At 41.7% G+C, this 22879-nt stretch carries 18 protein-coding genes and 1 pseudogene; 8 read left to right on the forward strand and 11 right to left on the reverse strand.

Features of this window, described 5'->3' with window-relative positions:
• Window positions 1-177: 177 nt before the first annotated feature.
• Together B5D77_RS07700 and B5D77_RS07705 are read right to left on the reverse strand one after the other, a co-directional pair.
• Window positions 178-2622 (reverse strand): WYL domain-containing protein, encoded by a 2445-nt coding sequence (locus B5D77_RS07700; protein ID WP_106908585.1) that lies wholly within the window; start codon window positions 2620-2622, stop codon window positions 178-180.
• Between the two features lie 353 nt (window positions 2623-2975).
• Window positions 2976-3176 (reverse strand): hypothetical protein, encoded by a 201-nt coding sequence (locus B5D77_RS07705; RefSeq protein ID WP_008197491.1) that lies wholly within the window; start codon window positions 3174-3176, stop codon window positions 2976-2978.
• A gap of 424 nt (window positions 3177-3600) precedes the next feature.
• On the opposite strand from B5D77_RS07705, the gene B5D77_RS07710 reads away from it, so the two are divergent.
• On the forward strand, window positions 3601-5301 hold the full coding sequence (locus tag B5D77_RS07710) for a hypothetical protein (RefSeq protein ID WP_106908586.1): 1701 nt from the start codon (window positions 3601-3603) through the stop codon (window positions 5299-5301).
• Window positions 5302-5375: 74 nt separating this feature from the next.
• On the opposite strand, the gene B5D77_RS07715 is transcribed toward B5D77_RS07710, so the two are convergent.
• Complete coding sequence (locus tag B5D77_RS07715; RefSeq protein WP_106908587.1) at window positions 5376-6338, reverse strand: NYN domain-containing protein; 963 nt, start codon at window positions 6336-6338, stop codon at window positions 5376-5378.
• A gap of 183 nt (window positions 6339-6521) precedes the next feature.
• Here B5D77_RS07715 and B5D77_RS07720 point away from each other — a divergent pair, with 183 nt between their 5' ends.
• The 4 genes from B5D77_RS07720 (at window position 6522) to psbM (ending at window position 8889) form a co-directional block, all read left to right on the forward strand.
• Entirely contained in the window at window positions 6522-6962 is a 441-nt protein-coding gene (locus B5D77_RS07720) for a hypothetical protein (protein WP_253852088.1), read from the forward strand.
• A 40-nt stretch (window positions 6963-7002) separates the two neighbouring features.
• The gene (locus B5D77_RS25790; RefSeq protein ID WP_149979568.1) at window positions 7003-7206 is read left to right on the forward strand and encodes a hypothetical protein; all 204 of its coding nucleotides are present in this window, start codon (window positions 7003-7005) and stop codon (window positions 7204-7206) included.
• Window positions 7207-7483: 277 nt separating this feature from the next.
• Window positions 7484-8602 (forward strand): universal stress protein, encoded by a 1119-nt coding sequence (locus tag B5D77_RS07730; RefSeq protein ID WP_106908589.1) that lies wholly within the window; start codon window positions 7484-7486, stop codon window positions 8600-8602.
• A 179-nt stretch (window positions 8603-8781) separates the two neighbouring features.
• On the forward strand, window positions 8782-8889 hold the full coding sequence (gene psbM, locus B5D77_RS07735) for a photosystem II reaction center protein PsbM (protein WP_002745897.1): 108 nt from the start codon (window positions 8782-8784) through the stop codon (window positions 8887-8889).
• A 276-nt stretch (window positions 8890-9165) separates the two neighbouring features.
• On the opposite strand, the gene B5D77_RS07740 is transcribed toward psbM, so the two are convergent.
• From B5D77_RS07740 to prfA, 3 genes are all read right to left on the reverse strand, one after another.
• Window positions 9166-10635 (reverse strand): pentapeptide repeat-containing protein, encoded by a 1470-nt coding sequence (locus tag B5D77_RS07740; protein ID WP_106908590.1) that lies wholly within the window; start codon window positions 10633-10635, stop codon window positions 9166-9168.
• A gap of 485 nt (window positions 10636-11120) precedes the next feature.
• Complete coding sequence (argJ, locus tag B5D77_RS07745) at window positions 11121-12362, reverse strand: bifunctional ornithine acetyltransferase/N-acetylglutamate synthase (RefSeq protein ID WP_002736235.1); 1242 nt, start codon at window positions 12360-12362, stop codon at window positions 11121-11123.
• A gap of 343 nt (window positions 12363-12705) precedes the next feature.
• Window positions 12706-13806 (reverse strand): peptide chain release factor 1, encoded by a 1101-nt coding sequence (gene prfA / locus B5D77_RS07750; protein WP_008197495.1) that lies wholly within the window; start codon window positions 13804-13806, stop codon window positions 12706-12708.
• Between the two features lie 591 nt (window positions 13807-14397).
• On the opposite strand from prfA, the gene B5D77_RS07755 reads away from it, so the two are divergent.
• The gene (locus B5D77_RS07755) at window positions 14398-16551 is read left to right on the forward strand and encodes a polyribonucleotide nucleotidyltransferase (RefSeq protein ID WP_106908591.1); all 2154 of its coding nucleotides are present in this window, start codon (window positions 14398-14400) and stop codon (window positions 16549-16551) included.
• 342 nt (window positions 16552-16893) lie between these two features.
• On the opposite strand, the gene rpsN is transcribed toward B5D77_RS07755, so the two are convergent.
• On the reverse strand, window positions 16894-17196 hold the full coding sequence (rpsN, locus tag B5D77_RS07760; RefSeq protein WP_002740009.1) for a 30S ribosomal protein S14: 303 nt from the start codon (window positions 17194-17196) through the stop codon (window positions 16894-16896).
• Between the two features lie 121 nt (window positions 17197-17317).
• Here rpsN and B5D77_RS07765 point away from each other — a divergent pair, with 121 nt between their 5' ends.
• Entirely contained in the window at window positions 17318-17857 is a 540-nt protein-coding gene (locus B5D77_RS07765; protein ID WP_004268241.1) for an NUDIX hydrolase, read from the forward strand.
• Here the strand turns inward: B5D77_RS07765 and B5D77_RS07770 are convergent.
• The gene (locus B5D77_RS07770) at window positions 17850-18032 is read right to left on the reverse strand and encodes a hypothetical protein (RefSeq protein ID WP_002769951.1); all 183 of its coding nucleotides are present in this window, start codon (window positions 18030-18032) and stop codon (window positions 17850-17852) included. The genes B5D77_RS07765 and B5D77_RS07770 overlap by 8 nt on opposite strands.
• Before the next feature lie 186 nt (window positions 18033-18218).
• Here B5D77_RS07770 and B5D77_RS07775 point away from each other — a divergent pair, with 186 nt between their 5' ends.
• Entirely contained in the window at window positions 18219-20444 is a 2226-nt protein-coding gene (locus tag B5D77_RS07775; protein WP_106908592.1) for a glycosyltransferase, read from the forward strand.
• 159 nt (window positions 20445-20603) lie between these two features.
• On the opposite strand, the gene B5D77_RS07780 is transcribed toward B5D77_RS07775, so the two are convergent.
• The 3 genes and pseudogenes from B5D77_RS07780 to B5D77_RS07790 form a co-directional block, all read right to left on the reverse strand.
• Complete coding sequence (locus tag B5D77_RS07780) at window positions 20604-20858, reverse strand: IS4 family transposase (RefSeq protein WP_371515161.1); 255 nt, start codon at window positions 20856-20858, stop codon at window positions 20604-20606.
• Window positions 20859-20978: 120 nt separating this feature from the next.
• The gene (locus tag B5D77_RS07785) at window positions 20979-21302 is read right to left on the reverse strand and encodes a transposase (protein WP_371515162.1); all 324 of its coding nucleotides are present in this window, start codon (window positions 21300-21302) and stop codon (window positions 20979-20981) included.
• A gap of 311 nt (window positions 21303-21613) precedes the next feature.
• Window positions 21614-22862 (reverse strand): annotated as a pseudogene (locus B5D77_RS07790) (ISNCY family transposase).
• Window positions 22863-22879 lie beyond the last annotated feature (17 nt).

The following is a 22879-nucleotide window of genomic DNA, read 5'->3' on the forward strand; positions in this document are numbered from 1 at the left end:
AATCCCTTTTTTCTATTAATTCTGCATGGTATAGCCTAAATGATTGCCCACCATCAATTTTTTTATCGTTTCAGCACAGTAATATTAAAACATAATGATATTATGTCCCTACAATTAGGAATTTATTAACCTTTGTAGGGATTTAACACTGTTAAATCTTTATCTATTGACGGTGATCTAAAGATAATTTAATGATATTCTTAAGTTAGTTAATTCAGTATCTTGCTTTAACTCTCTATAGATAGTGATCGCCACTTCACTAGCAAGGTTAATTCCTGAATGGGAGTAGATCAAAAACCGCAAACCATCCACTATTTTTGAAGCTTTTTTCTTTTTTTTGATGAAAGCCACTGTTTTTTTAATATCTTCCTGATTGAATTGAGTTATATCATTTATTATAAAGGGGTGAATATGCCCAGGATTCATGTTAAGTTCAGATTGAACAGATTGAGGTTCAGCATTGCCATTAGGGGTTTTAATTGAAATAAATCGATAGTTGCTTCCCTCCTTATTTTTAACTAAGTCATTGACTTTTTCTAAGTCACAACAAATCAGTTCAATATCTTGATAAATATTAGTAATTCCCTCTCCAATACTATAAATTCTGTCAACTAATGATTGAGGTTCAATCACCTTAACTTCTTTTCCCCAACCCGAAATCCAACGAATGAGATCAATGTCCATTAAAGACCATTCGGGTACAGTAACTTTAATAGTATATTGATAGGGAGGAATATTTTGGTCTAACTTAAAAATTCCACGATCTCGCGTAGCGAGCGCTTTGCGTTCATAACTCGTTCCTTTTAACCAATCAGGTAAAGACATTTCTATTTTCTGAAATCTTTGATTTCCTTCACAAATAAATTTAAACGCAAGTTCTGTGGCGTAGAGAATGACAGTAACATTTAATTTCTTTCCTTGTTGGGAATCTAAATACTGACGCTGTTTTGCAACATCATCGCCTAAATAAATTCCTGCACTTGCATCATAAAGTTTATGGAGCTTATCTAATGCTTTCTTTTGCTCATTTATATCTCTCTGAGTATTTACTTGTTGAAATCGAATTCTATCAATTCTTGCGAAAGCAAATAAACCTTTTTTGTCTCCTTCACCTATTTCATACCCTAAATACCATGCAATATTATGAAAAACAATTTGTAAAGGATAAGCGGTAAAGTGTGGTTGATCTTTTGGCCATTTAGCACTTCCTTGAATATGACTAAATTTCAAAAGCTCTCCTTTTTTTATCGCTTCTTCTAACTGTTCAAATTGTTGTTGATATTTCTCCACATCAACAATGGATTTTGTGCCAATTAAGCGAGTAGAATAAGGAGCTTCTTCTTCTAAAAGTTTGGAATTCACTAATCGTTGTTCAAATATATCATAAATTTCGGCAGCAAGAGGATCTTTAAAATATTTCTCTACTGAATGGGATCGGAGAGATTGATAGAGCTTATTTAACTCATATTGAGATAAAATACCTGTTCCTGCAAAGTAGCCTTTTTTCATAGAAATCTCTGGGAGAATTTGATAAGGATTTAGTACAAATTCGATGTCTTTTCTGAGTATATATAAGTTATATTTATTTTCGTCAAATAACCCTAATTTAAGCATATTTTCAATAAAGAATTTTTGGGTTCCCTTAATAGGACTATTAAGAAAAGGACGATGAACAATAAAACGAATGGTTTTGATTAATCGCTCAAATTGTTCTAAGTTAGAATAGCGATGAGTCATTACATCAGGAACTTGAATGGTTTCAATATCAACTAAATCAGCCGCTATATCTCCTCTGGCTAAAATCCCATTCTTTTCTAACCAATATAAGTCTTTTTCTATTGCTTCAGGATGGGCATAAATAGCATGATACTTTTTAGTAATTACTGCACAAATTTCCTCAATTGAAGTGCTAAACTGAGGTAATTCTTCGACTTCTAAAATTTCTTTCAGGTTTTCTGGTTCAGTTTCCGCTAAATTCCCAATCCCTGGGTAGTTAATAATGACGGACATTAAGTGCATTAATCGTTCAAAGTCTAATAAACGAGAATATGGGTGAAAAACTTTATTCTTATTCAAGTTAGCTATGTTAGCTAAAAGACGCTTGAATCCTGTGAGAATTGTACAAATTTCGTCAAGATCAAAGTTATTGTCTTTAACAGGAACAGGATAGATTTTTAACAGTCCTTCGTTAGACTCTGGGGGATTTTCTTGTAAATTAGCGTTCATCTTATCAATCACTTCGTCAGGAACTTGGCGATCACGTTGTTGATTTCTTTGTTTACATTTTTCCACAGAAGTCTGTAGATGCCATCCTATCCATTGAATATTAAATAAATTAACCGTTTTATACAGAAAATCAAGTCGCCACGGGCGCATGACATTAGTGGCATCATAAATGACAGGTTGATCTTTTTCAACGGCGGTTTTAATTTGATCTAAGACTTCTACCTCAATATCCGCCCAAATTCCTTGATTTGCAGCATCTCCGTAAAGTTGCGCCCGAATTTCATCGGTTGAAACCACGACAGCATTAATTTCTTCTGCCAAAACTTGAGCAAACGTTGATTTACCGCTTGCAGGAAGTCCAATCAAAAAGTGACAAATTACAAGCTTTTTCATCATTAGTTTGAAAGGCCGTAAAATAACGGTGTAATTGTTCAATTTGAGTCAAAGAATTGATTGATTCGTTACTATGGGTAAGTTCAGTTTGTCCAATCGCTCCCTTTTCTGATTCAGGAAGTTGATATTCTAGGGAGCATCTGTAACTCCTAAATTAAGCTTTATGTCAAGCTATTTTGAAAGCCTTACCAGAAGCAAGTTTTAGCGACAAGTATAATTACTCGCTTGCATAAATGAGATGCTCCCATATTCTGGTTGAATCTGTGACTCGTTCTGGACTCATCTAAACCTCCACAGCAGAAGAATAAAGAATTAAAGTATATCTATCTGAGTCAATCCTATCATATAAGTACGTTCTATCGCCGTACATTTTCTAGCCATTTAAGATCGCTCAGTAAAATAGCAATCACCTGTGTTTTAACCGCAGAATAGATATAGTATTGATCGGTGTTAATAAACTGTTCTTTATAGTCTCTCCTCAATTGCAATAAAGGATGATTGAGAATAATGTTTAAGATGTCTGGAATTGTCTTATGTACAGGGTGAGAGCATCTCAAAAGCTATTGACAATTGGTCAATTTTGTGATCCGCATGGGCTTTCAGCCGATACCAGCCAATCAGAATAGTTACCAAATTGACCAAATGGGTCGATTTTTGCTTAACAATTGAGATGGCAAATTCTCCTCAAATATGCCTGAATCGTGGGTAAGCAACCCCCACAAAGTCCCTTTTGTCAAGGATTGTTAAGATGGGCTTGCCCTGATATAATAGACGGTGGGCTAATGTCCTGAATTAAGCTTAATAATCCCTAACGAGAAATAATGACCATTTCATGCGAACTCCCACCCCTTGCTGAAATTTTTCAATATGGAGTTTCTTAACTCAACCCAGAGAAGATATCGGTGTTCGCACCAAATACACTCTCATAAGCTTTAATTTAGGGTAACGTCGTCATTAGCCATTAATTTACAGTTAACAAATATGACTATTCTTCTTGCGAACCTTGGGACTTCTGACTTATCTATTAAAGTAACAGTAGATAGCAAGAATTATTATCTTCCTATTGATTTTCTCTCGAATGAATCTAATCTAAATAAAAAACTTAAAGACTTAGATAATGATCGTCGAACTATTTGGGACAATATGTATCAAGGTTTTAACTATGTTCCTAATAGTCAAGTTTACCAAGATTTAGGATTGCCTAACCAAAAACAACCAGTTCGTGAATTAACCAAAGCTCTACAATCAAGCTATCAAAAAGAGTCCCCTAAATGGCATTCTCTTATTCGACCAACTCGAATTGGAAGTGTAATCCAAAAAGCAGTAGCAATGGGAGCATCTAAAGCCTATATTTTCGTCACCAATCAACCGACTTCACACCCTCAAGATACCATTTATTTGTTCCAGATTATTCAACAGTGGGTACAACAGGAATATCCTGATTTTGAATTAATTCAAAAAGAGCTACAACTTAATTTAGATCCGCAAAATCCTAACCTTGAAGATTTAGTTCTTGAATACTACTATAATCAGTTGAATGAGATTTATTTAGAAGAAAATTTATCCCAAGAATCAACTATTTTAGTCAATGTTAAAGGGGGAACATTGCACCAAAAAACTGCACTCAAAATTCAAGCAATTGCCAGTGATTTTAAAAATATTCTGTTCATTGACCCCATTTTAGACCTTAATCAACTTTTAGAGGGCAAAAACTCTGAATGTCAACTAACTTCTTATTGGCTTTATCAACGGAATCAAAAATATCAAACCGTTAAGTTACTGTTACAAAAAAGATGGGATTTTGACGGAGCAAGAGTGATTGTTAAAGATTGGCAAGAAACTTTGATTTATTTAGCAAAACAAGTTTCTGCAATAGCCAGTGACACCCAAAAAGAGCAAGAAAAGTTAACAGAAATTCTCACAAGACTTGATTTTGCCGTTAGCTGTTTTAACCTTGATAAAAATGCCGTGAGAGATAATGATAAAATGGAGCATAACTTTTGGTTAAATCTTTATACTCAATGTCGGATTTATTGGGAACTAGATGAAATCGCTAACTTTCTAATCCGATTAAGTTCTTTTTATGAAGTCACTTTAAATGAATTAATTATGGGCTTACGCGGACAAAAATACTTGAGAAATAATAATCAAAATCAAGATTGGGCATTTGCCAGAAACAAAGCATCTCAAGAATTTTATAATAAGTTTCAGGAATTAGAACAGGATTTTGAAAGGAGGGATTTCTACAAATTAGGAAATCGTTATAGTAAGAGAAATTTTGTTCAAACCTTAATAGAAATTGATCATCCTGAACGCAAAGCGCTCGCTACGCGAGATCGCCTTGAATTATGGCAACAGATTCTAGCCTCTTTGGTAAAATTAGATTATTGGTTTGATAATCGAAATGCACTCATTCATAGTGGCAGAGGAGTATCAGTACAAACGATGATTGATCAATTGCAAGAAGACAAACGAAATTGGACTGACGACAAAGATAAATATAAAGCTAATCCCCATAAAGCTTGTCATCCTAACAATATTTTAGGGGAAGTTCTCAATATTGCTGTCCACACTTATCAGTTACTTGGACAAAAATCATCTCCTTATGTCGGTTGGGATAAAAACACTCCCTATTATCTCTATAGCGAATTACGAGATGAAATTTGTCAACAATTGATTTAACCCTTGAATCCCCGCAAAGGCGGGGACAAGACTAATTTCAAGACCAGCTTTAGAAGCGGTGGAAGATGTGACTTTTAAGCGGTTAGTCTCTTAAGTTTAACAATCTGGTCACTGATAGATTCTAGGGGGATAAAGTCCTGTTTTAGTAATGCTTGTAAGCGAGAATTAGTGTTTACAGAAGCACCAACCACATTGACATCAACGTTGCGTGCTTGTAGTCTCTCAATCAAGGGAATGAAATCTCCATCACTAGTGACTAAGATAACGCGATCACCTGGTTTAACCGCCTCTATTAAATCCAACCCCATCGCTAAATCATCGCCAAGAGTTTTCCATCCGTTTTCCCGTTGTGATAAAGGGAAGGTGATTACCTCGTAGTTAAGTTGTTTTAAGTGATGAAGCCATTGTTTTTGATTCGGAGAAAGATGCTCATGGAGTCCAGTATAATACTTTAAAGTAAAAGTATCTGTCTGTTTTGCTGGTTCCACCAGAGCAATTTTTAAGGCTTTCCAGTCAATTTCTAAGCCTAGTGTTTCGGTCGTTTTGCTGAAATTGTTACCATCGATGTAGATGTGAGTCACCGTCTGTCTTTTTTGGGGTAGGGGAATGACTCGCTTCTCAGTTTCTATCTCTGGGGTTGGCTTCTCTTGGGGAGTAAGTTGATTTAACTGTTGTTGTTGCTGATTTAGAGTTGCAGTCGTTAGCTTTTGTTGATGTTGAACTTTTTGGGTTGCGCCTACCAGTAAACGGCTATTGGTTTTCAGGGTTCTGACTTCTTTAGCCACTTTTTCTGTTGTGTGTGTGACAGCTTTAACCTCTTTTTCGATTTTTTCGATCCCCTTAATCATAGTTTGGGAGTTAGTCAGACTTCCTTCAATCAGAGTCTTGATTTTCTTTTTTTCTTTAGTAACAATGATCGCAGAGGTAGAAGTGGCGGTCGCGAGCGCTGTTCCTACTATCATCAGATCCAGTTGACCCGAAGAAACGATCGCACTAACGAACAGAGAAGAAGCTACTTGAATGAAGGTTTTCATCATTTTTTCTTCTTTTGAGTATAGTGTGTACGGATAAATGAGTTCCACCTAGCTCCATTAGGCGGCCTTAACTAGGTGTGAACAATTTTTATCGTAATAGGGTTTTTAACGGGGTTCAAGCCATGTCATGCGAACGCCCATCTTCTGATTTTATCAAGTAAAGCAGCCGCAAGAATCCAAGGGGAAGTGAGGTCAAGAGAAGATTTTATCGCCGATATTAATACTTGGCGAATTGATGTCCTCGATCTCAGGAAGAGAGGTATTTTTCTCATTACTCAGGAAAAGAGTTTATACACCTTAATTTCTTCGTACAAGCAGGGAATTAAGGGAATTATCGCTCAAATTACCACCATTGATCGGCATGAGGGCGATTCCCCTGAAATTCATTATCTCAAATCCGAGAATAGGAGTCTGGTAAGCTCCATGAATAACATGAAGAATTTAATCGCTAAATTAGATCAGTACAATGCGGTTGATAACGAAAGATTTGCAGAAATAATTAATCAGACTCCCTTTAAATATTTATCTTACCGTACCCCGACCGAATGTTACCAAAATCTCTTGAATCAATCGAAGGGAGTACAATACAAAGGTCATGTTTTAATCTGTGGAAGCCCGTTTAAATAGCATACCTGATTGTCCATCACGTCAAATGTTTTCCCTCTAGATGCTGTTTGACCTCGTTCGTCGTCATTCCCCGACCGTCGAGCGTCTGCGACCCCGTTTTCTGACAACGGGACGTTGTCGGGATGTCAAACATGATAATCTAGGTAGCGTAAATCTACATTGTCATCACCTAAAACTGCCAAACTCGCTACTGAACGCCTGTAACGATCACTACCACTGTATGGACAAACAACTGAAAGGCTAGTATTTTCAGGAAACTGAATTTTACGAGGGTTATATCGTATAGATAGAGGATTTCTTTGCCAATCTGATGTCATGGGTTCCTACAATATTTTACGAAAAGCATTCCCAAATGCGTTTAACCGCTATGGGATAGAAAGATGCGTAGTTCACCCAAGGAGAATCAATCTCTCGAAGTAAAAGTGAAGGGAATTTCTGAAATGGAATTCAGTCTGTCTATATTTGACTATACTTTTACTAACTATTAATCTACAGGGGAAGTTGCCAAAAAGGAGACGACCGTGCGACGGGGAAGACATAAAATTTTTATCGGGATGGCCCCGGGGGTCGGGAAAACCTACAAGATGCTGGAGGAGGGCCATAGCCTCAGAAAGCAGGGAACCGACGTGGTGATTGGACTGCTCGAAACCCACGGCCGGAAAGAGACCGCCGCAAAAGCCGAGGGGTTGGAAATCGTACCGAGAAAAATCCTAGAGAAAGAGGGGTTTACTCTCTCGGAAATGGATACAGAAGCGATTATCGCCCGCTCACCCCAGCTGTGTCTGATCGATGAATTAGCCCACACGAATGCACCAGGTTCCGAGCGAGAGAAACGTTTTCAGGATGTAGAGATAATTTTATCCCAGGGAATCGATGTTTACTCGACCGTGAATATCCAGCATATTGAGAGTTTAAACGATCTGGTTGCCCGAATCACTGGGGTGGTGGTGCGAGAGCGAATACCCGATCGAATTTTGGAGGAAGCTGATGAAGTGATCGTGGTAGATGTTACTCCCGAAACCCTAGAGGAAAGATTATTAGCGGGAAAAATCTACGCTCCCGAAAAGATCCAACCATCTTTAAATAATTTCTTTCAATGGCGTAATTTAATCGCCCTCCGGGAACTCGCCCTGCGCGAAGTGGCCGATACGGTGGAAGAAGAAGCGAGTAATTCAACAAAATTTATCGGTCAATCCTGTCCCGTTCACGAACGGGTATTAGTCTGTATTTCCACCTATCCCAACTCTTTACGATTATTACGTCGGGGAGCGCGGATAGCGGGGTATATGAACGCGGAATTTTTCGTGATTTTCGTCGATAAACCCGAGCGCTTTCTCACGAAAGAGGAGGCTTTACATATCGAAACCTGCGAACGTTTATGTCGGGAATTCGAGGGTAAATTCTTAAGGATTAAAAGCTATCAGGTGGCCGCAGCGATCGCCGAAGTGGCCGAGCGCGAACGAATCACCCAGATTGTGATCGGGGAGAGCCTTCAATCGCGCTGGAAGAATTTCATCAAAGGTTCTTTCACCCAAAAACTCATGCGCCTGATCTGGCAGAAAAATATCGATCTTCACATCATCGCCACCGATCCAAAAGTACCAATTAAAGACGCGCGAGCCAAGGGGGTGAAAAGATAACCACCTTTCTCCCACTCCCCCACTTCCCCACTTCCCCACTTCCCCACCTCCCAATTCCCAATTCATAATTCATAATTCATAATTCCCACTTCCCCTCTCAAATCAGCAACGCCCTCTGGGATGATATTCTAGGAGTTAATCTTTAATGCAAATCCGTTGTCACTTAAGGGAGTTAACTCATGCAGGTAAATAATCTCGGCTTTATCGCTAGTATTCTATTCGTCCTAGTCCCCACTGTTTTCCTCTTGATTCTGTTTATCCAAACCAGAGAGGAAACCGAGGGTTAAATTCCTTTTTTATCTCTCAATCCAAGCTTTTGGGGGGTTCTACCCCCCAAACCCCCCGTTGGGGGCGTGGCGCCGCCCCCAAACCCCCCGCGCATTAGTTTTTCGGTGGGATGCTTACACGCAGCTGCCAATACATCTGTCATAATTTAACAGTCACTCCCCTTGCAGAAGTGCCTCTCCTGATATGTAGCCTATACTCAGCGGATTTAGTATAACCTATCGGTGAAACCGGAGATTTTCTATCCGAATGCTTCGCCCGTACTTTTTCAGCAGACCCTATTTAGTATTACAATCGATCGGATTTCGCGGATCTGAGTTTTTGTCCCTTTTGAGTTTCTCGATTTCTCGTTGATTGGCTTCCCGGTCAGCAGCCACCCATAATTCTGTATCTTCATCCCACTTGGGTTCCGTGTATATTGCTTTTTCCCAAAAGCAGGCCGATTTAATTTGTTCTGGATAAAGATCCTCGGCTCCGTAGAGGTTGGCTCCCTTGAGGTTGGCTCCCTTGAGGTTGGCTCGGTAGAGGTTGGCTTCGATGAGGATGGCTCCGTTGAGGTTGGCTCCGTTGAGGTTGGCTCCGTTGAGGTTGGCTCTGTAGAGGATGGCTCCGATGAGGATGGCTCCGTTGAGGTTGGCTCCGTTGAGGTTGGCTCCGTTGAGGTTGGCTCTGTAGAGGATGGCTCCGATGAGTTCGGCTCTGATGAGTTCGGCTCCGTTGAGGTAGGCTCCGTTGAGGTAGGCTCCGTTGAGGTAGGCTACCCAGAGGTCGGCTCCCTTGAGGTTGGCTCCGTTGAGGTTGGCTCCGTTGAGGTTGGCTCCGTAGAGGTTGGCTCCGTCGAGGTTGGCTCCGTCGAGGTTGGCTCCGTTGAGGTTGGCTCGGTTGAGGTTGGCTCCGTCGAGGTTGGCTCCGTTGAGGTTGGCTCCCCTCAAATTTGTCCGACTTAAATCAAGAATTTTAATTTTATTAGGGTCAGTTGTTTCAGCCAAATTATCCCCAGCTTGGTCATTCTCAACTTTACGCCGGCCGATTACCGTTAAAGCGGCCTGAACTAGAATACTCACGGAAGGGAGCTTTTCTAGGGCTTTCTGTCTTTCCTCTGGCTCCAGTTGTTCAATATTCGAGGGAATGGGGGAATTTTTACGAATGTAGGAAGTCAGGACTTCCATAATTGTCCATTGATCCTTGGGAGAATCTTTGGCAATTCGCTCTAGGGAGTAAATGCCGCCAATTACCACCTCCTCTTTAGTATTACCGATTTGCTCGACAGCTTTCGAGAAGCGCTCAGTGATGAGACGTTCCTGAATCAGTTGTATTTCCGCTTGAGAATTGCGATAATTGACAAAAAGTCCGATTCCTGCCGAAAGGGTAGCAATTAATCCCAGGGCAGAAATAATCGTTTTGACCACATCAATGGCAAAGGTGCGGCTGTCTTTGTCTTCACGGGCAAAAAGCCCCGGTATTTGCTGAAATAGCCAGAAGGGAAAGATTAGCAGTTTCCAAGCAACTCTGACAAGAGACTGGAGCGATAGCAACAATCTTTTAATTAGCCTTTTTCCCCCGCGATAGGGCATCTTTAGATTCCAAGCAAGAATCGCTCTGGGATGTTGGCTCAAATATTCTTTCGCTTGCTGCCAGTCATCTATCTCATTGCCTTCTTTACCCGATGCCAGCCGTTTTTGATAAAACTCGTGAGCTTTGATCTGGTGCAATTCTAAAGGAATTCGTGGTGATTTTTTCGGAACCATGCAGCGTTTTCCCCACCAATAGATGGATTTTGCCAAGAAACTGAGGGACTGACAAAACTGTTTTCGAGGTTGGTTGAAATTCAGTAAAATCCAACCATTAAAGTTTATCTGTTAATCGAGTAATCGGCTCTCTTGGCTGCTGTGTAATCAACAGGATCGATCATCGAGATTGTCGGTATAGACTAGAGCCTAACGTCAACCTTTGATCAAGCTGTTGCGATACAATCCAGCAAGGACAAGAGAGCCTATTTACAGAATCGATCGCTTTAAGTAGGGCTTGCTGAATAAATCTAAAAACCTTGTTGGATCAGACTTTTAGACTTTTTTTCCCTCAAAAAGTGCCGACCTTTGGAGTGATTGGGGGAAAAATTCAGGTACTTTTTCCCTGAAAATTAGCTAATTGACCTCCTGAAAATCGGTAAAACCCCACACCCCATACCCCACACCCCACACCCTGCCCCTAGGAAAAGCTTTTTCAGCAAACCCTAAGTGGTGTACTCGGCGTTAATTTTGACGTAATCGTAACTAAGATCGCAACCCCAGGCCGTACCTGTTCCCGAACCGTTACCGATACAGATAGACATTAAAACGGTATCTTCTCGTAAATAAGCCCCGCTTGCTGCCGCTTTCAGGTAATTACTGGCACTAGCTCGATCGAACGCCAGAGGTTGACCATTTTCCATCATCACGAAGTCGCCTAACTTGATTTGCAGGTCTTCTTGATGGAAGACAACCCCGGCCCGGCCCGCGGCCGCCGCAATTCGTCCCCAGTTGGGATCTCGACCGAAAACCGCCGATTTTACCAAGGAAGAGCCGGCAATGGTGCGAGCAATCTGACGAGCGGACTGATCATCGGCCGCCCCCGAAACCCGCACTTCTATTAAACAGGTGGCCCCTTCCCCATCCCGGGCGATCGCTTTAGCCAAGTATTGACAAACTTCCGTTAACATGGCCTCTAACTTTTGGGCATCCCGGCCCATTTCTGTGATCGCCGTGGTGCGCGATTGACCATTAGCCAAGGCGATCAGACTGTCATTGGTACTGGTGTCCCCATCCACCGTAATCTGATTAAAACTTTTATTAGCCGCCCGACTTAACATACTTTGCCAGAGAACCGTCGATACTGCGGCATCACAGGTGATAAAGGAGAGCATCGTCGCCATATTCGGGTGAATCATCCCCGATCCCTTGGCAATTCCCCCAATTGTGACCGGACGACCATCGATGGTGGTTTGCAAGGCGATCGATTTGGGGACTAGATCCGTGGTCATAATCGCCCGGGCCGTGCTTTCGCCACCATTTTCCGACAATAAACCCGCTAAGGTCGGTAAAGCGGCGGTTAACGCATCCATGCGAATCCGTTGCCCGATCACTCCCGTAGATGCCAGCAAAATTGCATCGGCGGGAATCCCTAAAACTTGGCTCAAGGCGGCGGCACTATCGAGAGCGTCTTGCCATCCGGCTTCCCCCGTGGCGGCGTTTGCTTGGCCAGCATTACACAAAATCGCCCTGGCGCTGGCTTTAGTTTGGAGGCGTTGACGGCAATAATCGACGCAAGCGGCGCGCACTTGACTGGTGGTAAAGACGCCTGCGGCGATCGCTTCTGTTTCCGAGACAATGAGGGCTAAATCGGGCAAACCGGACGGTTTTAGCCCCGCGGCCATCCCTGCGGATTTAAATCCTTTTGGGGCCGTGATCCCCCCCTCTATTTCCTGCCAATCGGCCATTTTCTCCCGTCTCCTACTCAAATTCGACACTCGATTATAGCAAGTAAAAAACACCTGTTGTAAAAATCAAAAATCTTCGGTTAGGTGAGGAGTCAGGAGTCAGTAGTCAGTAGTCAGGAGAATTAAGAATGAATAATTCACAGATTCTAGGCAATTTAATCCTTATTTTTGCCGTTTTTGAATCCTCAAAAATTAATTATGCAAGAGGTTTAATGAATAATAATCAATTTTGAACTGCGAAAAATTAATCATGCACGGGGTTTGACCGTTGCGGGTTGGGGAGAGGGGAGCGGGGAGCATAAATAAAAATAATCCAGGAGTCTCGGAGTCTCCTGTGTCCTAATTAAGCTGTCTCTTGGGCAGCGGCTAATTCCGCCAGTTTTCCCTGTTGATCCCTGGCGATACAGGATTGGATCACCTCTTCGATATCGCCGTCTAAAATGCGCTCGAGGGAAAAATTCTGATTTAAGCGATGATCGGTGAGACGATTATCCTTATAGTTATAGGTGCGAATTTTTTCCGAACGGGAACCGGTTCCCACCTGAGAGCGTCGCATGGAACTGACCGCTTCCTGTTGTTCCTGTAACTTCATATCGTACAGTTTCGCCCGGAGAATCTGCATGGCCCGTTCCCGGTTTTGCAATTGCGATCGCTCTTCGGTGCAGAAAACCCGGATTCCCGTGGGTTTATGGATTAAATCGACCGCAGTTTCCACTTTATTGACATTTTGACCGCCTGCTCCCCCAGATCTAGCCGTGGTTAACTCAATATCCTTGGGATCGATATGCACTTCCACATCGTCCACTTCTGGCATAATCGCCACGGTAGCGGTGGAAGTGTGGACGCGACCACTTGCTTCCGTCAGAGGAACCCGCTGCACCCGATGGACTCCTGCCTCAAATTTCAGCTTACTATAGACGTTATCGCCTTTAATCTCTAAAATTGCCTCTTTAAATCCTCCCATATCCGCCGGAGATTCACTCAAAAGGCTAACTTTCCATTTTTGAGTTTCGGCATATTTTGAGTACAAGCGAACTAAATCCCCCGCCCAAATACTGGCCTCATCACCTCCAGTCCCGGCGCGAATTTCCAGCATGATATTCTTTTCATCGAGGGGATCCCGGGGCAGCAGCAGAATTGTTAATTGGTCTTCCAAAGTGGCGATTTTTGCCTCTAATTCTGCCACTTCTAGGGCGGCGATTTCGCGTAATTCGGGATCGCTGGCGGATTCTTTGAAGATTTGTTTCGCCCCGATTAAATCCTCTTGACTTTTTTGCCAAATTTCGTAAGTGTTGACCGTTTCCTCTAGGGAAGCGCGGGATTTGGCCAGACGATGCAATTCACCCGGATTACTGGTGACATCGGGATCCGCTAGACGACGGGTTAATTCTTTGTACGTCTGTTCTACAGATTGCAGTTTGTTTAATAAATAACTTTCAGCCATGATCGATAATAAATAGGGTTAAACGGGGTTAATTTGAAGATAACCCGCAAATTCACTGGATTAGAAGCGTCTGACAGATAATAGAGACGCAATCCTTTTAATTGTCTTAATTTTCTTTGTCTGGGGTTCTTTGAGCTAGGAAAAATCCCGCTCAACTGCTGAGAGTCAGTCAGTTTTGCTAATACTTAGAAATATTTTTAGGCCAGCAAGCGGCAAGGGAAGACATTTTTTTTCTTAACCAGATTATTCCTATATCTGAAAGTATCATTTTTTGGCCGGTTTGAGCAAGTAATCTTAAATCCTGTTTAAAAGCAGGAATTGGGGTGTGGGGTAGTGGGGTAGTGGGGTAGTGGGGAATTGGGGTGTGGGGTAGTGGGGTAGTGGGGTGTGGGAAATTGGGGAAGTGGGGAGATGGGAGATGGAAGCAGGGAGAAAAAAGCTGATAACCGATAACTGATCACTGATCAGTGATCACTGATAACTGATCAGTGATCACTGATCACTGAATATTAAACCTGTCGGAAAGGGGGACAAAAAATGCTAGGATGGCGACAGCACAGAGAAAAGTGAAAGAAAGGAATATAGCTTTACATGGAAGAGTTTGATAAGTCAATATCCTTTGATGGCAGGGATATTCGACTAAAAATAGGGCTTTTAGCCCCCCAAGCTGGCGGTAGCGTTCTGATCCAATCGGGAGAAACGGCAGTTTTAGTGACAGCAACCACAGCCAAGGCCAGAGAAGGAGTAGATTTCCTGCCCTTAACCGTTGATTACGAAGAAAGATTATACGCCGCCGGGCGCATCCCGGGAGGATTTTTGCGTCGTGAAGGTCGTCCCCCGGAAAAAGCAATTCTGACCGGTCGTTTGATTGATCGCCCCCTGCGGCCTCTATTCCCCAGTTGGCTACGGGATGATATTCAGGTGGTCGCTACGACCCTCTCGATGGATGAGGAAGTACCCCCGGATGTTTTGGCCGTTACCGGAGCCTCCGTGGCGGTTCTGTTGGCAGGGATTCCCTTCCAAGGACCGATGGCAGCGGTGCGCGTCGGTTTACTGGGGGATGAATTTATCATCAATCCCACCTACAAGGAAATCCATAACGGAGAATTGGATCTAGTGGTGGCCGGTAGTCCCGAAGGGGTGGTGATGATCGAAGCGGGAGCTAATCAGTTACCAGAACGGGATATTATTGAGGCGATCGATTTTGGTTATGAAGCGGTCCGCGACCTGATCACCGCTCAACGGGAATTGATCGATCAGTTGGGTATTCCCCTCGTCACCCGAGAAGCGCCGGTAGTAAACGAAACCGTGCATAATTTCCTGAAAGAACAAGCTAAAGAGGAAATTAAACAGATTCTCTCTCAGTTTACCCTCAGCAAAACCGAACGGGATGAGAAATTAGCGGCGATCGAAAATCGGCTCAAGGAAACTATAACCGCTCTCCCCGATGAAGATCCCTTAAAAGCTCCAACGCTGGAAGAACCCAAGTTAATCGGTAATCTCTTCAAGGATCTGACCAAAAAACTGATGCGCGCCCAAATTATTGAGGATGGGGTGCGGGTTGATGGTCGCCAACTGGACGAAGTACGCCCGATTTCTTGCCGGGTGGGAGTTTTACCCCGCCGGGTTCATGGTAGCGGCCTGTTTAATCGCGGTTTAACCCAAGTGCTTTCGATCGCCACCCTGGGCACCCCCGGTGATGCTCAGGATTTAGGGGACGATCTCCATCCCGAAGATGAAAAGCGCTATCTTCATCACTACAATTTTCCACCCTTTTCCGTCGGTGAAACCCGTCCCATGCGTTCTCCCGGCCGTCGAGAAATTGGTCACGGTGCTTTAGCGGAAAGAGCGATCGTACCTGTCCTTCCCCCCCAGGAGGAATTTCCCTATGTGCTGCGGGTAGTGTCGGAAGTCCTCTCTTCTAATGGTTCCACCTCCATGGGTTCCGTGTGCGGTTCCACCCTGGCGCTGATGGATGCCGGTGTTCCCCTGAAAAAACCCGTTAGCGGTGCGGCCATGGGTTTAATTAAAGAAGGGGAAGAAGTGCGGATTTTGACCGATATCCAGGGTATCGAGGATTTTCTGGGAGATATGGACTTTAAGGTGGCTGGCACTGATTCCGGCATCACCGCTCTTCAGATGGATATGAAAATCCCCGGTTTAAGCATGGAAGTGGTGGCCAAGGCGATCGAACAAGCTTTACCGGCCCGCAAACATATCCTCGAGAAGATGTTAGCAACCCTAGAAAAACCCCGCACGGAATTATCTCCCCACGCACCCCGGTTATTGACGATCAAGATCGATCCGGATCTGATCGGGTTAGTAATCGGGCCAGGTGGTAAGACGGTGAAAGGGATTACTGAACAGACCGGCACGAAAATCGATATCGATGACGATGGTACTGTCACCATTTCCTCTACCGATGGGGAACAGGCCGAAAAAGCTAAACGACTGATCTACAATATGACCCGCAAACTCAATGAGGGTGAGGTTTATCTCGGTCGCGTGACTCGCATTATCCAAATCGGCGCTTTTGTGGAAGTTTTGCCGGGGAAAGAGGGAATGATCCATATTTCCCAATTGGCCGAGGGACGCGTCGGTAAGGTGGAGGATGAAGTGGCCGTCGGGGATGAGGTGTTAGTTAAGGTACGGGAGATCGACAGTAAAGGTCGTCTCAATCTTACCCGTCTCGGTATTCATCCCGATGAGGCCGCCGCTGCCCGTAAGGCTGCTACTGTAGTCTAGGTGAATTTTTTGTTCATGGTTAACTCTTGATCGCTCGATCAAGAGTTTTTGTTTAGGGCTTGCTGAATAAATGTGAAATGTAGGCAAGGTAAGGGTTTTGTGGCTTTTCTGGCGAAACAGGTGCAAGATTTTGAGAGAATCGTGCTTCAAAACCTGGCATCTTGAGCGGCGATCGCGTCCTGTAGGGGCGAAGCATTCGGGCAATAACCTATCGGTGAAACCGTAGATTTTCTATCCGAATGCTTCGCCCGTACTTTTTGCCGCAAACCCTACCTAAAAACGGCAATAGAGACGCAAAAACCACGCCTCTATCCCGGTATTTTCCCTAGATATTGTTTCTGACTACCAGCTAGACTTGACCACACCGGGTAAAAGACCTTGGTGGGCCCATTCGCGTAAAACGTTGCGGGATAAACCAAAATCGCGATAGTATCCTCTCGGTCTGCCGGTCGTTAAGCAACGGTTGCGGTGACGACTGGGGGCGCTATTGCGGGGTAATTCCTGTAATTTTTGGTGAATTGCCAGTTTTTCTTCAAAATCTTCGGCGGTGCGGAATTGTTCTTTTAGTTCCGCCCGTTTAGCTTCGTATTTTTGTCTGAGACGAGCGCGTTTTTTCTCGCGTTCTACCATCGATTTTTTTGCCATGGGGGTTTCTCGAAAAAGATTTAACCTGTAAAGACAGCATTTTCTATTATAACCTGAAACACCGGTGACAAAGGTGACATTTGTTGATATTAATTCTTAAAGTCCTAGTTGCAAATTTTCTATGTCTGAACCGCCTCAATTTCTCCAACAACGTCTTTTTTATCAGGGTCGCGTCTTTCAATTTGAAGTCTCGAAACTGCGTTTACCTAACGGTGTCGAAGGAGAATGGGAATGTGTGCGTCATCCGGGGGGCGCTTTAGCAGTTCCAATCACCAAGGAAGGTCAATTGGTTTTAGTACGTCAGTATCGATTTAGTTTGCAAGCTCGCATTCTGGAATTTCCCGCCGGGACGATTGATGAAGGAGAAGACCCTGCTACAACGGTAAAACGAGAATTAGAGGAAGAAGCGGGCTATCGGGCCCACAATTGGCAATCTTTGGGTAAATTTGCCCTGGCACCGGGTTATTCCGATGAATATATCTATGCTTTTCTGGCCCGGGATCTGGAAAAATTAAGCTTGCCCCCCGCTCAAGATGCCGATGAAGATCTAGAAGTGGTTTTTATGAGTTTTGAGGAAATGGAATCGGCGATCGCCAAGGGAGAATCGATCGATGCTAAAACTATTACTAGCTTCTATCTGGCCCGTTTAGCCCTTAATTAATCTTTTCAATCACCGCTTGTCCCAGTTGAATCAACTCAAAACCGATAAAAAGGCTTAAAATCACGGTGACAGCCTGATTAAGTAGGGGTATATTGCCTTTACCTAGAACAGAAGCGACGAATTTGACCACAACTAAAACGAGAGCGCTAACAACGGCGATTTTGACGGCTATCATAGATTAATTTTTCCTCACGGTTAACCAGAGTATACTATTTCTAGACTTTTTCTTGCTAGTTTCATCTTCGGCTTGATACAAAATGTAGCATTTTGGTGGAGAGCGCTCCTGTCATTGCCAAAAATGCCCGGGTTTTTGTTAAGAATTGTAAAATGTAGTTAGATTTATTTACTCAGAAGGGGATTTATGTCTAACCGAGAATCGATTTTTCCGTTCCCTCAAAAACCAGCATATTCCTCCGTATTCAAATCCATTTTAGCGATAATATCGGTTCTTTTAATTATTTTGGCAGTGATCGGCGGGCTAATGATGGTCAGTTTCTCATTATCTTGGCCAGAAGACAGTATTTATCGATTAATCCTTGGCTTAGTAGAAGAATTTTTTAACCCATTTGCTTGGATTAAAGTTCCCACGGTTGCTCATAGCTATCAATTATTATTACCCACGGTTATCCTGCTAATTTTTACGCAGTTAATCATTTTCTTGTCTCCGCGTCCGCAAGTTTGGTCAAGATTAGTTATTATTTCCATCACTCTCGCTATCACCCTGCGCTATCTAGTCTGGAGGATTCTGGAAACCTTAAATCTTTCCACCCCTATTAATGGCTTTTTTAGTTTACTACTTTTAGGCCTTGAGATGATGGTTTTAAGTAGTAGCGTGATTCAGTTAGTTTTAGTCTTAACCACGAAGGATAGACACAAAGAAGCTGATTTTTATAGCCAAGGGGTAATCGATAAACAGTATTTACCGACGGTAGATATTCTGATTCCCACCTATAATGAGCCAGCCTTCATCTTAAAAAGAACTATTATCGGTTGTCAAGCCCTTAATTATCCCCATAAAAATATTTATATTCTCGATGACACCCAGAGGTCAGAAATTCATCAATTGGCAGAAAAATTAAATTGTCATTATCTGACTCGTGAGGATAGAAAAAACGCTAAAGCAGGTAATTTAAACAATGCTCTCAGACAAACACAAGGGGAATTAGTGGTAGTTTTTGATGCGGATTTTATCCCTTGTCGGAACTTTCTAGAAAGAACTGTTGGCTGGTTTCAAAACCCCAAAATTGCCCTAGTGCAAACGCCCCAAAGCTTTTATAATGCCGATCCTATCGCCCATAACTTAGGTTTAGAAAATATCGTTACTCCCGACGAAGAATTATTTTATCGTCATATCCAACCAGCTAAAGATGGGGTGGGTAGTCCTGTCTGTGCTGGCACTTCTTTTATTGTCAGAAGAAAGGCCTTAGAAGAAGTGGGCTACTTTAATATAGAATCTATTAGTGAAGACTATTTTACTGGAATTGCTATCTCTGCCCAAGGTTATGAAGTTATTTACTTAAATGAAAAACTCAGCGCTGGTTTATCTGCCGAAAGTTTATCAGCTTATTTGCGGCAAAGATTGCGCTGGGCAAGGGGAACTTTACAGGCATTTTTTATCAAAGCTAATCCCCTAAAAATTGCGGGACTAACCCTACCCCAAAGATTGGCACACTTAGAAGGACTTTTATCTTGGTTTTCTCCCTTAGCTCGTTTATTTTCTCTGCTGATTCCTCTCCTTTATACCTTTGGTTATATCGTACCTTTGAACATTACTATCGATGAGACAATCTATATATTTTTACCCTACATGATGCTGCAGTTAGCCACTTATCACTGGTTAAATTGTCGCTCGCGCTCGATTATTTTTTCTGAGGTACTATCGATGATTATTTGTATACCTACAGCCCTAACAGTTCTCCATATTCTTTGGAAACCCTTTGACAAAGGATTTCAGGTGACACCGAAGGGAATTGCTCGCCAAAATTATCAATATAATTGGCACTTATCCTACCCATTGCTGTTTTTTCTCACCATTACTTTAATTAGTATTTTCTTTAATTTACACCATCACAATTATCAAGAAAATCCCCTAAATTTTGGCTTGATTTTGGCTATATATAATGTGGTTATTATCATGACTGCTTTAGTGGCTTTATTGGAAGCTCCCCTCGCCCTAGAAACTCAATACCAAGCACTGGAATCTCCTGTTAAATTGATCACAGAATCGGATATAATTATACAGGGCAATCTGAAAAAACTTTCGGAAATAGGAGCAGAAATTCACCTGAAGGAACCCATCTACTCAGAACAATTACTCCTAGATATTTTAGGCGAATATTTGTGCTTATCGGCCCATCTAGTCAATCTAGAAAAACGAGGAAAAATCTGGCAAGCGACCCTTAAATTTCAGCCACTTAGCCTATCAGACCAGAGAAAGATAATTACTTTTTTATTCTGTCGTCCCCAGTGCTGGCAACCGAAAAATACGGCAGGAGAATTACAATCACTTTGGTTGTTAATTATCAGCTTTTTTCGGGGAATAGGCTTGATTTGGCGGGCATTTTTGAATCGAAAAACAGCCCTTTAGTTTAGTCAAAAGTCGAAAATACTTAAGTAGCTGGTTATAATTAAATTAAAAATGGATTTTAGGTTCGATCCCCCCTTAATTCCCCCTTGATAAGCTATCCATTAGTCACATCTTTCTTAACATAAAATTTGACAAAAAGAGAAAAGTGTGCCAGATGGCTCAAGGGGGTTCTATGGGGGAACTAATTTGATGAGATAGTTTCCAAGTCTGGCTGATATCATGTAACCTTCGCAGTCCCAACCAAATAGTTTTAACACCTGGTTCACCGCCACCTTTTCTACCTAAAAACCCCCCAAGAGAAGCAATCATTCTGACCGCTTCTGGCCAAGGAGGGCGGCTTTTTAGGTGGCGGACTCTTTTTATGAATAGTGGCACACAAAGATTGCCATTCATGTTCTTCCAAAAAACTTTCACAACTCTCCTCTCCGTGTAAGCGTGCTTGATAGGTTAACCAGAGTAATCTCCAAGCTACAATAGACCTCTTGCATAAATCCGAAAACAAACGATAGAAACAATAATGGGAGGGACTTTCAGTTAATTATTTATTAGTAGTTGATAATCTTCAAAAATGTTGCTGTACAAGGATCGACTTAAGACTTTTGCAAGAGGTCTAATTGAATAGGTAGCTAAGGCCATCTCAATTCTCCGACCCGTTTCTAATTGCAGTTTTTCTAATCCACAACCACTTTTTAAAACAAAATGATAGCGTTCTATTAACCAGCGATAACTATACCAGCGCACACAGGTTATCGCTGATTCAAAGCTACTAATGTCTAGGCTAGTTAAGAGGAGCCAACTGATAGGATTAACTCCAGGACGCGGATTTTCTTCTTCAGCTAAAATTACAGCAATTCTCATTTTGAAAACAAAAGAAGATAAAGTTCTCTATGTGAACAAGAGAACTTCTGTCTAATTATCATTTTTTTTCAAGATAATCATCATAATTAGCTTCAAGAGACAGTTTTAAAATATCTGCCCATAAAAAACTTATCTCAACTCATAAATTTAGCTGAAATTCTGACCTAATTTCTGGTTTTTTCAATGAATAAAATAATCTTTCCTTCTCTCGAAAAATTGACATTTTTAACTAGAATTTATTTTTTTGAGCGGGACATATTCGGTAAGAATAAACAAGAAAAACTCTGACCAATTCTTAAACCAAAAATATTTTAATAAAGTACGAATATCATTAAAAAAACTGGTGCGAGTAACTAATAACTCACGAATCTTTTGATAAGTATGATTAACTAAATCTAAAACGGTATGAAATAAAAAAGCTAGTAAATTTAAAGACAACAAGAACTCGCATAAATGACTTTGACCATGACCAAAATTATGTTCTAAATTATAACCGTGATTTTTAAGAACGTTATTTCCTTCATTCTCAACTTTCCATCTGCTGCGTCCAGCTTTGACAATTTTTTCAACATTATTTTCAGTAATTTCATGATTGGTAATCCAATTATTTTGATAGATAATTTTCTGTGTTTTTTCATTAATGACCGTGACTTCACACCAATTAACTTCGAGACTTGACTCGACCTCTCTCAGAGGAACTCTAGAAACATAACGATAACGATAAATGAGATTCTTTCCTCCATCCCATTGTTTCTTTTCTACGGCTTTAACTTCTCCACTTTTTTTTAAAAATTCTAGCCATTCATATAAGGTTTTATGAGAAGTTTCAAGACAAACAAAAATAAAATTATAACCTTGTTTTAGAGCTAACTCACAGATAGGTTGGCGAGAGTATAAGTCATCTCCTAACAGGGTTACAGGATAACCATACTTCTTTTGATGATTCTTATCTAACCATCTTTTAACAGCCGCATTTTCACAATCTTGTTTTTGCTGCCCATCTTGTTTTTTAATAAATTCTGGTTCTAAATTAATCACTTGTTTTTGCTCAGGAGAAACCACAATTGGCGTGACGCAACCATGAAAATAAGTTGTCGTTCCATTACGAGCATTGCGGCAATTACAATGGGGACAACTAATTTTCTTTGAAGAAAAATATTCCGTACCATCTAAAGCTATTAAAATTTCCTCATCTAAGTAGAAAAATTTTTTAATAACTCCCTGTTTTTTTAACCATTGATAGACTTGTTGAAAAGAGCCAAATATTGTGGCAGCTGGGATAGGATCTAACAGGTTTCTGATTTGATTATCACAAGGTATTTTTTTGATACCAAATAAACTTGAAGCATTATCTTTTCCCTTACTACTTTTCATCAAACGTTGATGCTCTAAAAAAGAAGGTGACTGAGTAAAAAAAACCGAAAAAGCCGCCTTAACTGCATCTTCTACCTGATATTTGGTATTGTTTCCTGGTTTTCTGTCATCGGGTAAGTCATGTAATTCTTGAACTAAAAATTGTATTAATTCAGGAATTTCTAAAGTCACAGCCTTTTTCGTCATCGCAGAACAGTTTGATT

Source organism: Microcystis sp. MC19, assembly GCF_003019735.1.
Lineage (GTDB): Bacteria > Cyanobacteriota > Cyanobacteriia > Cyanobacteriales > Microcystaceae > Microcystis.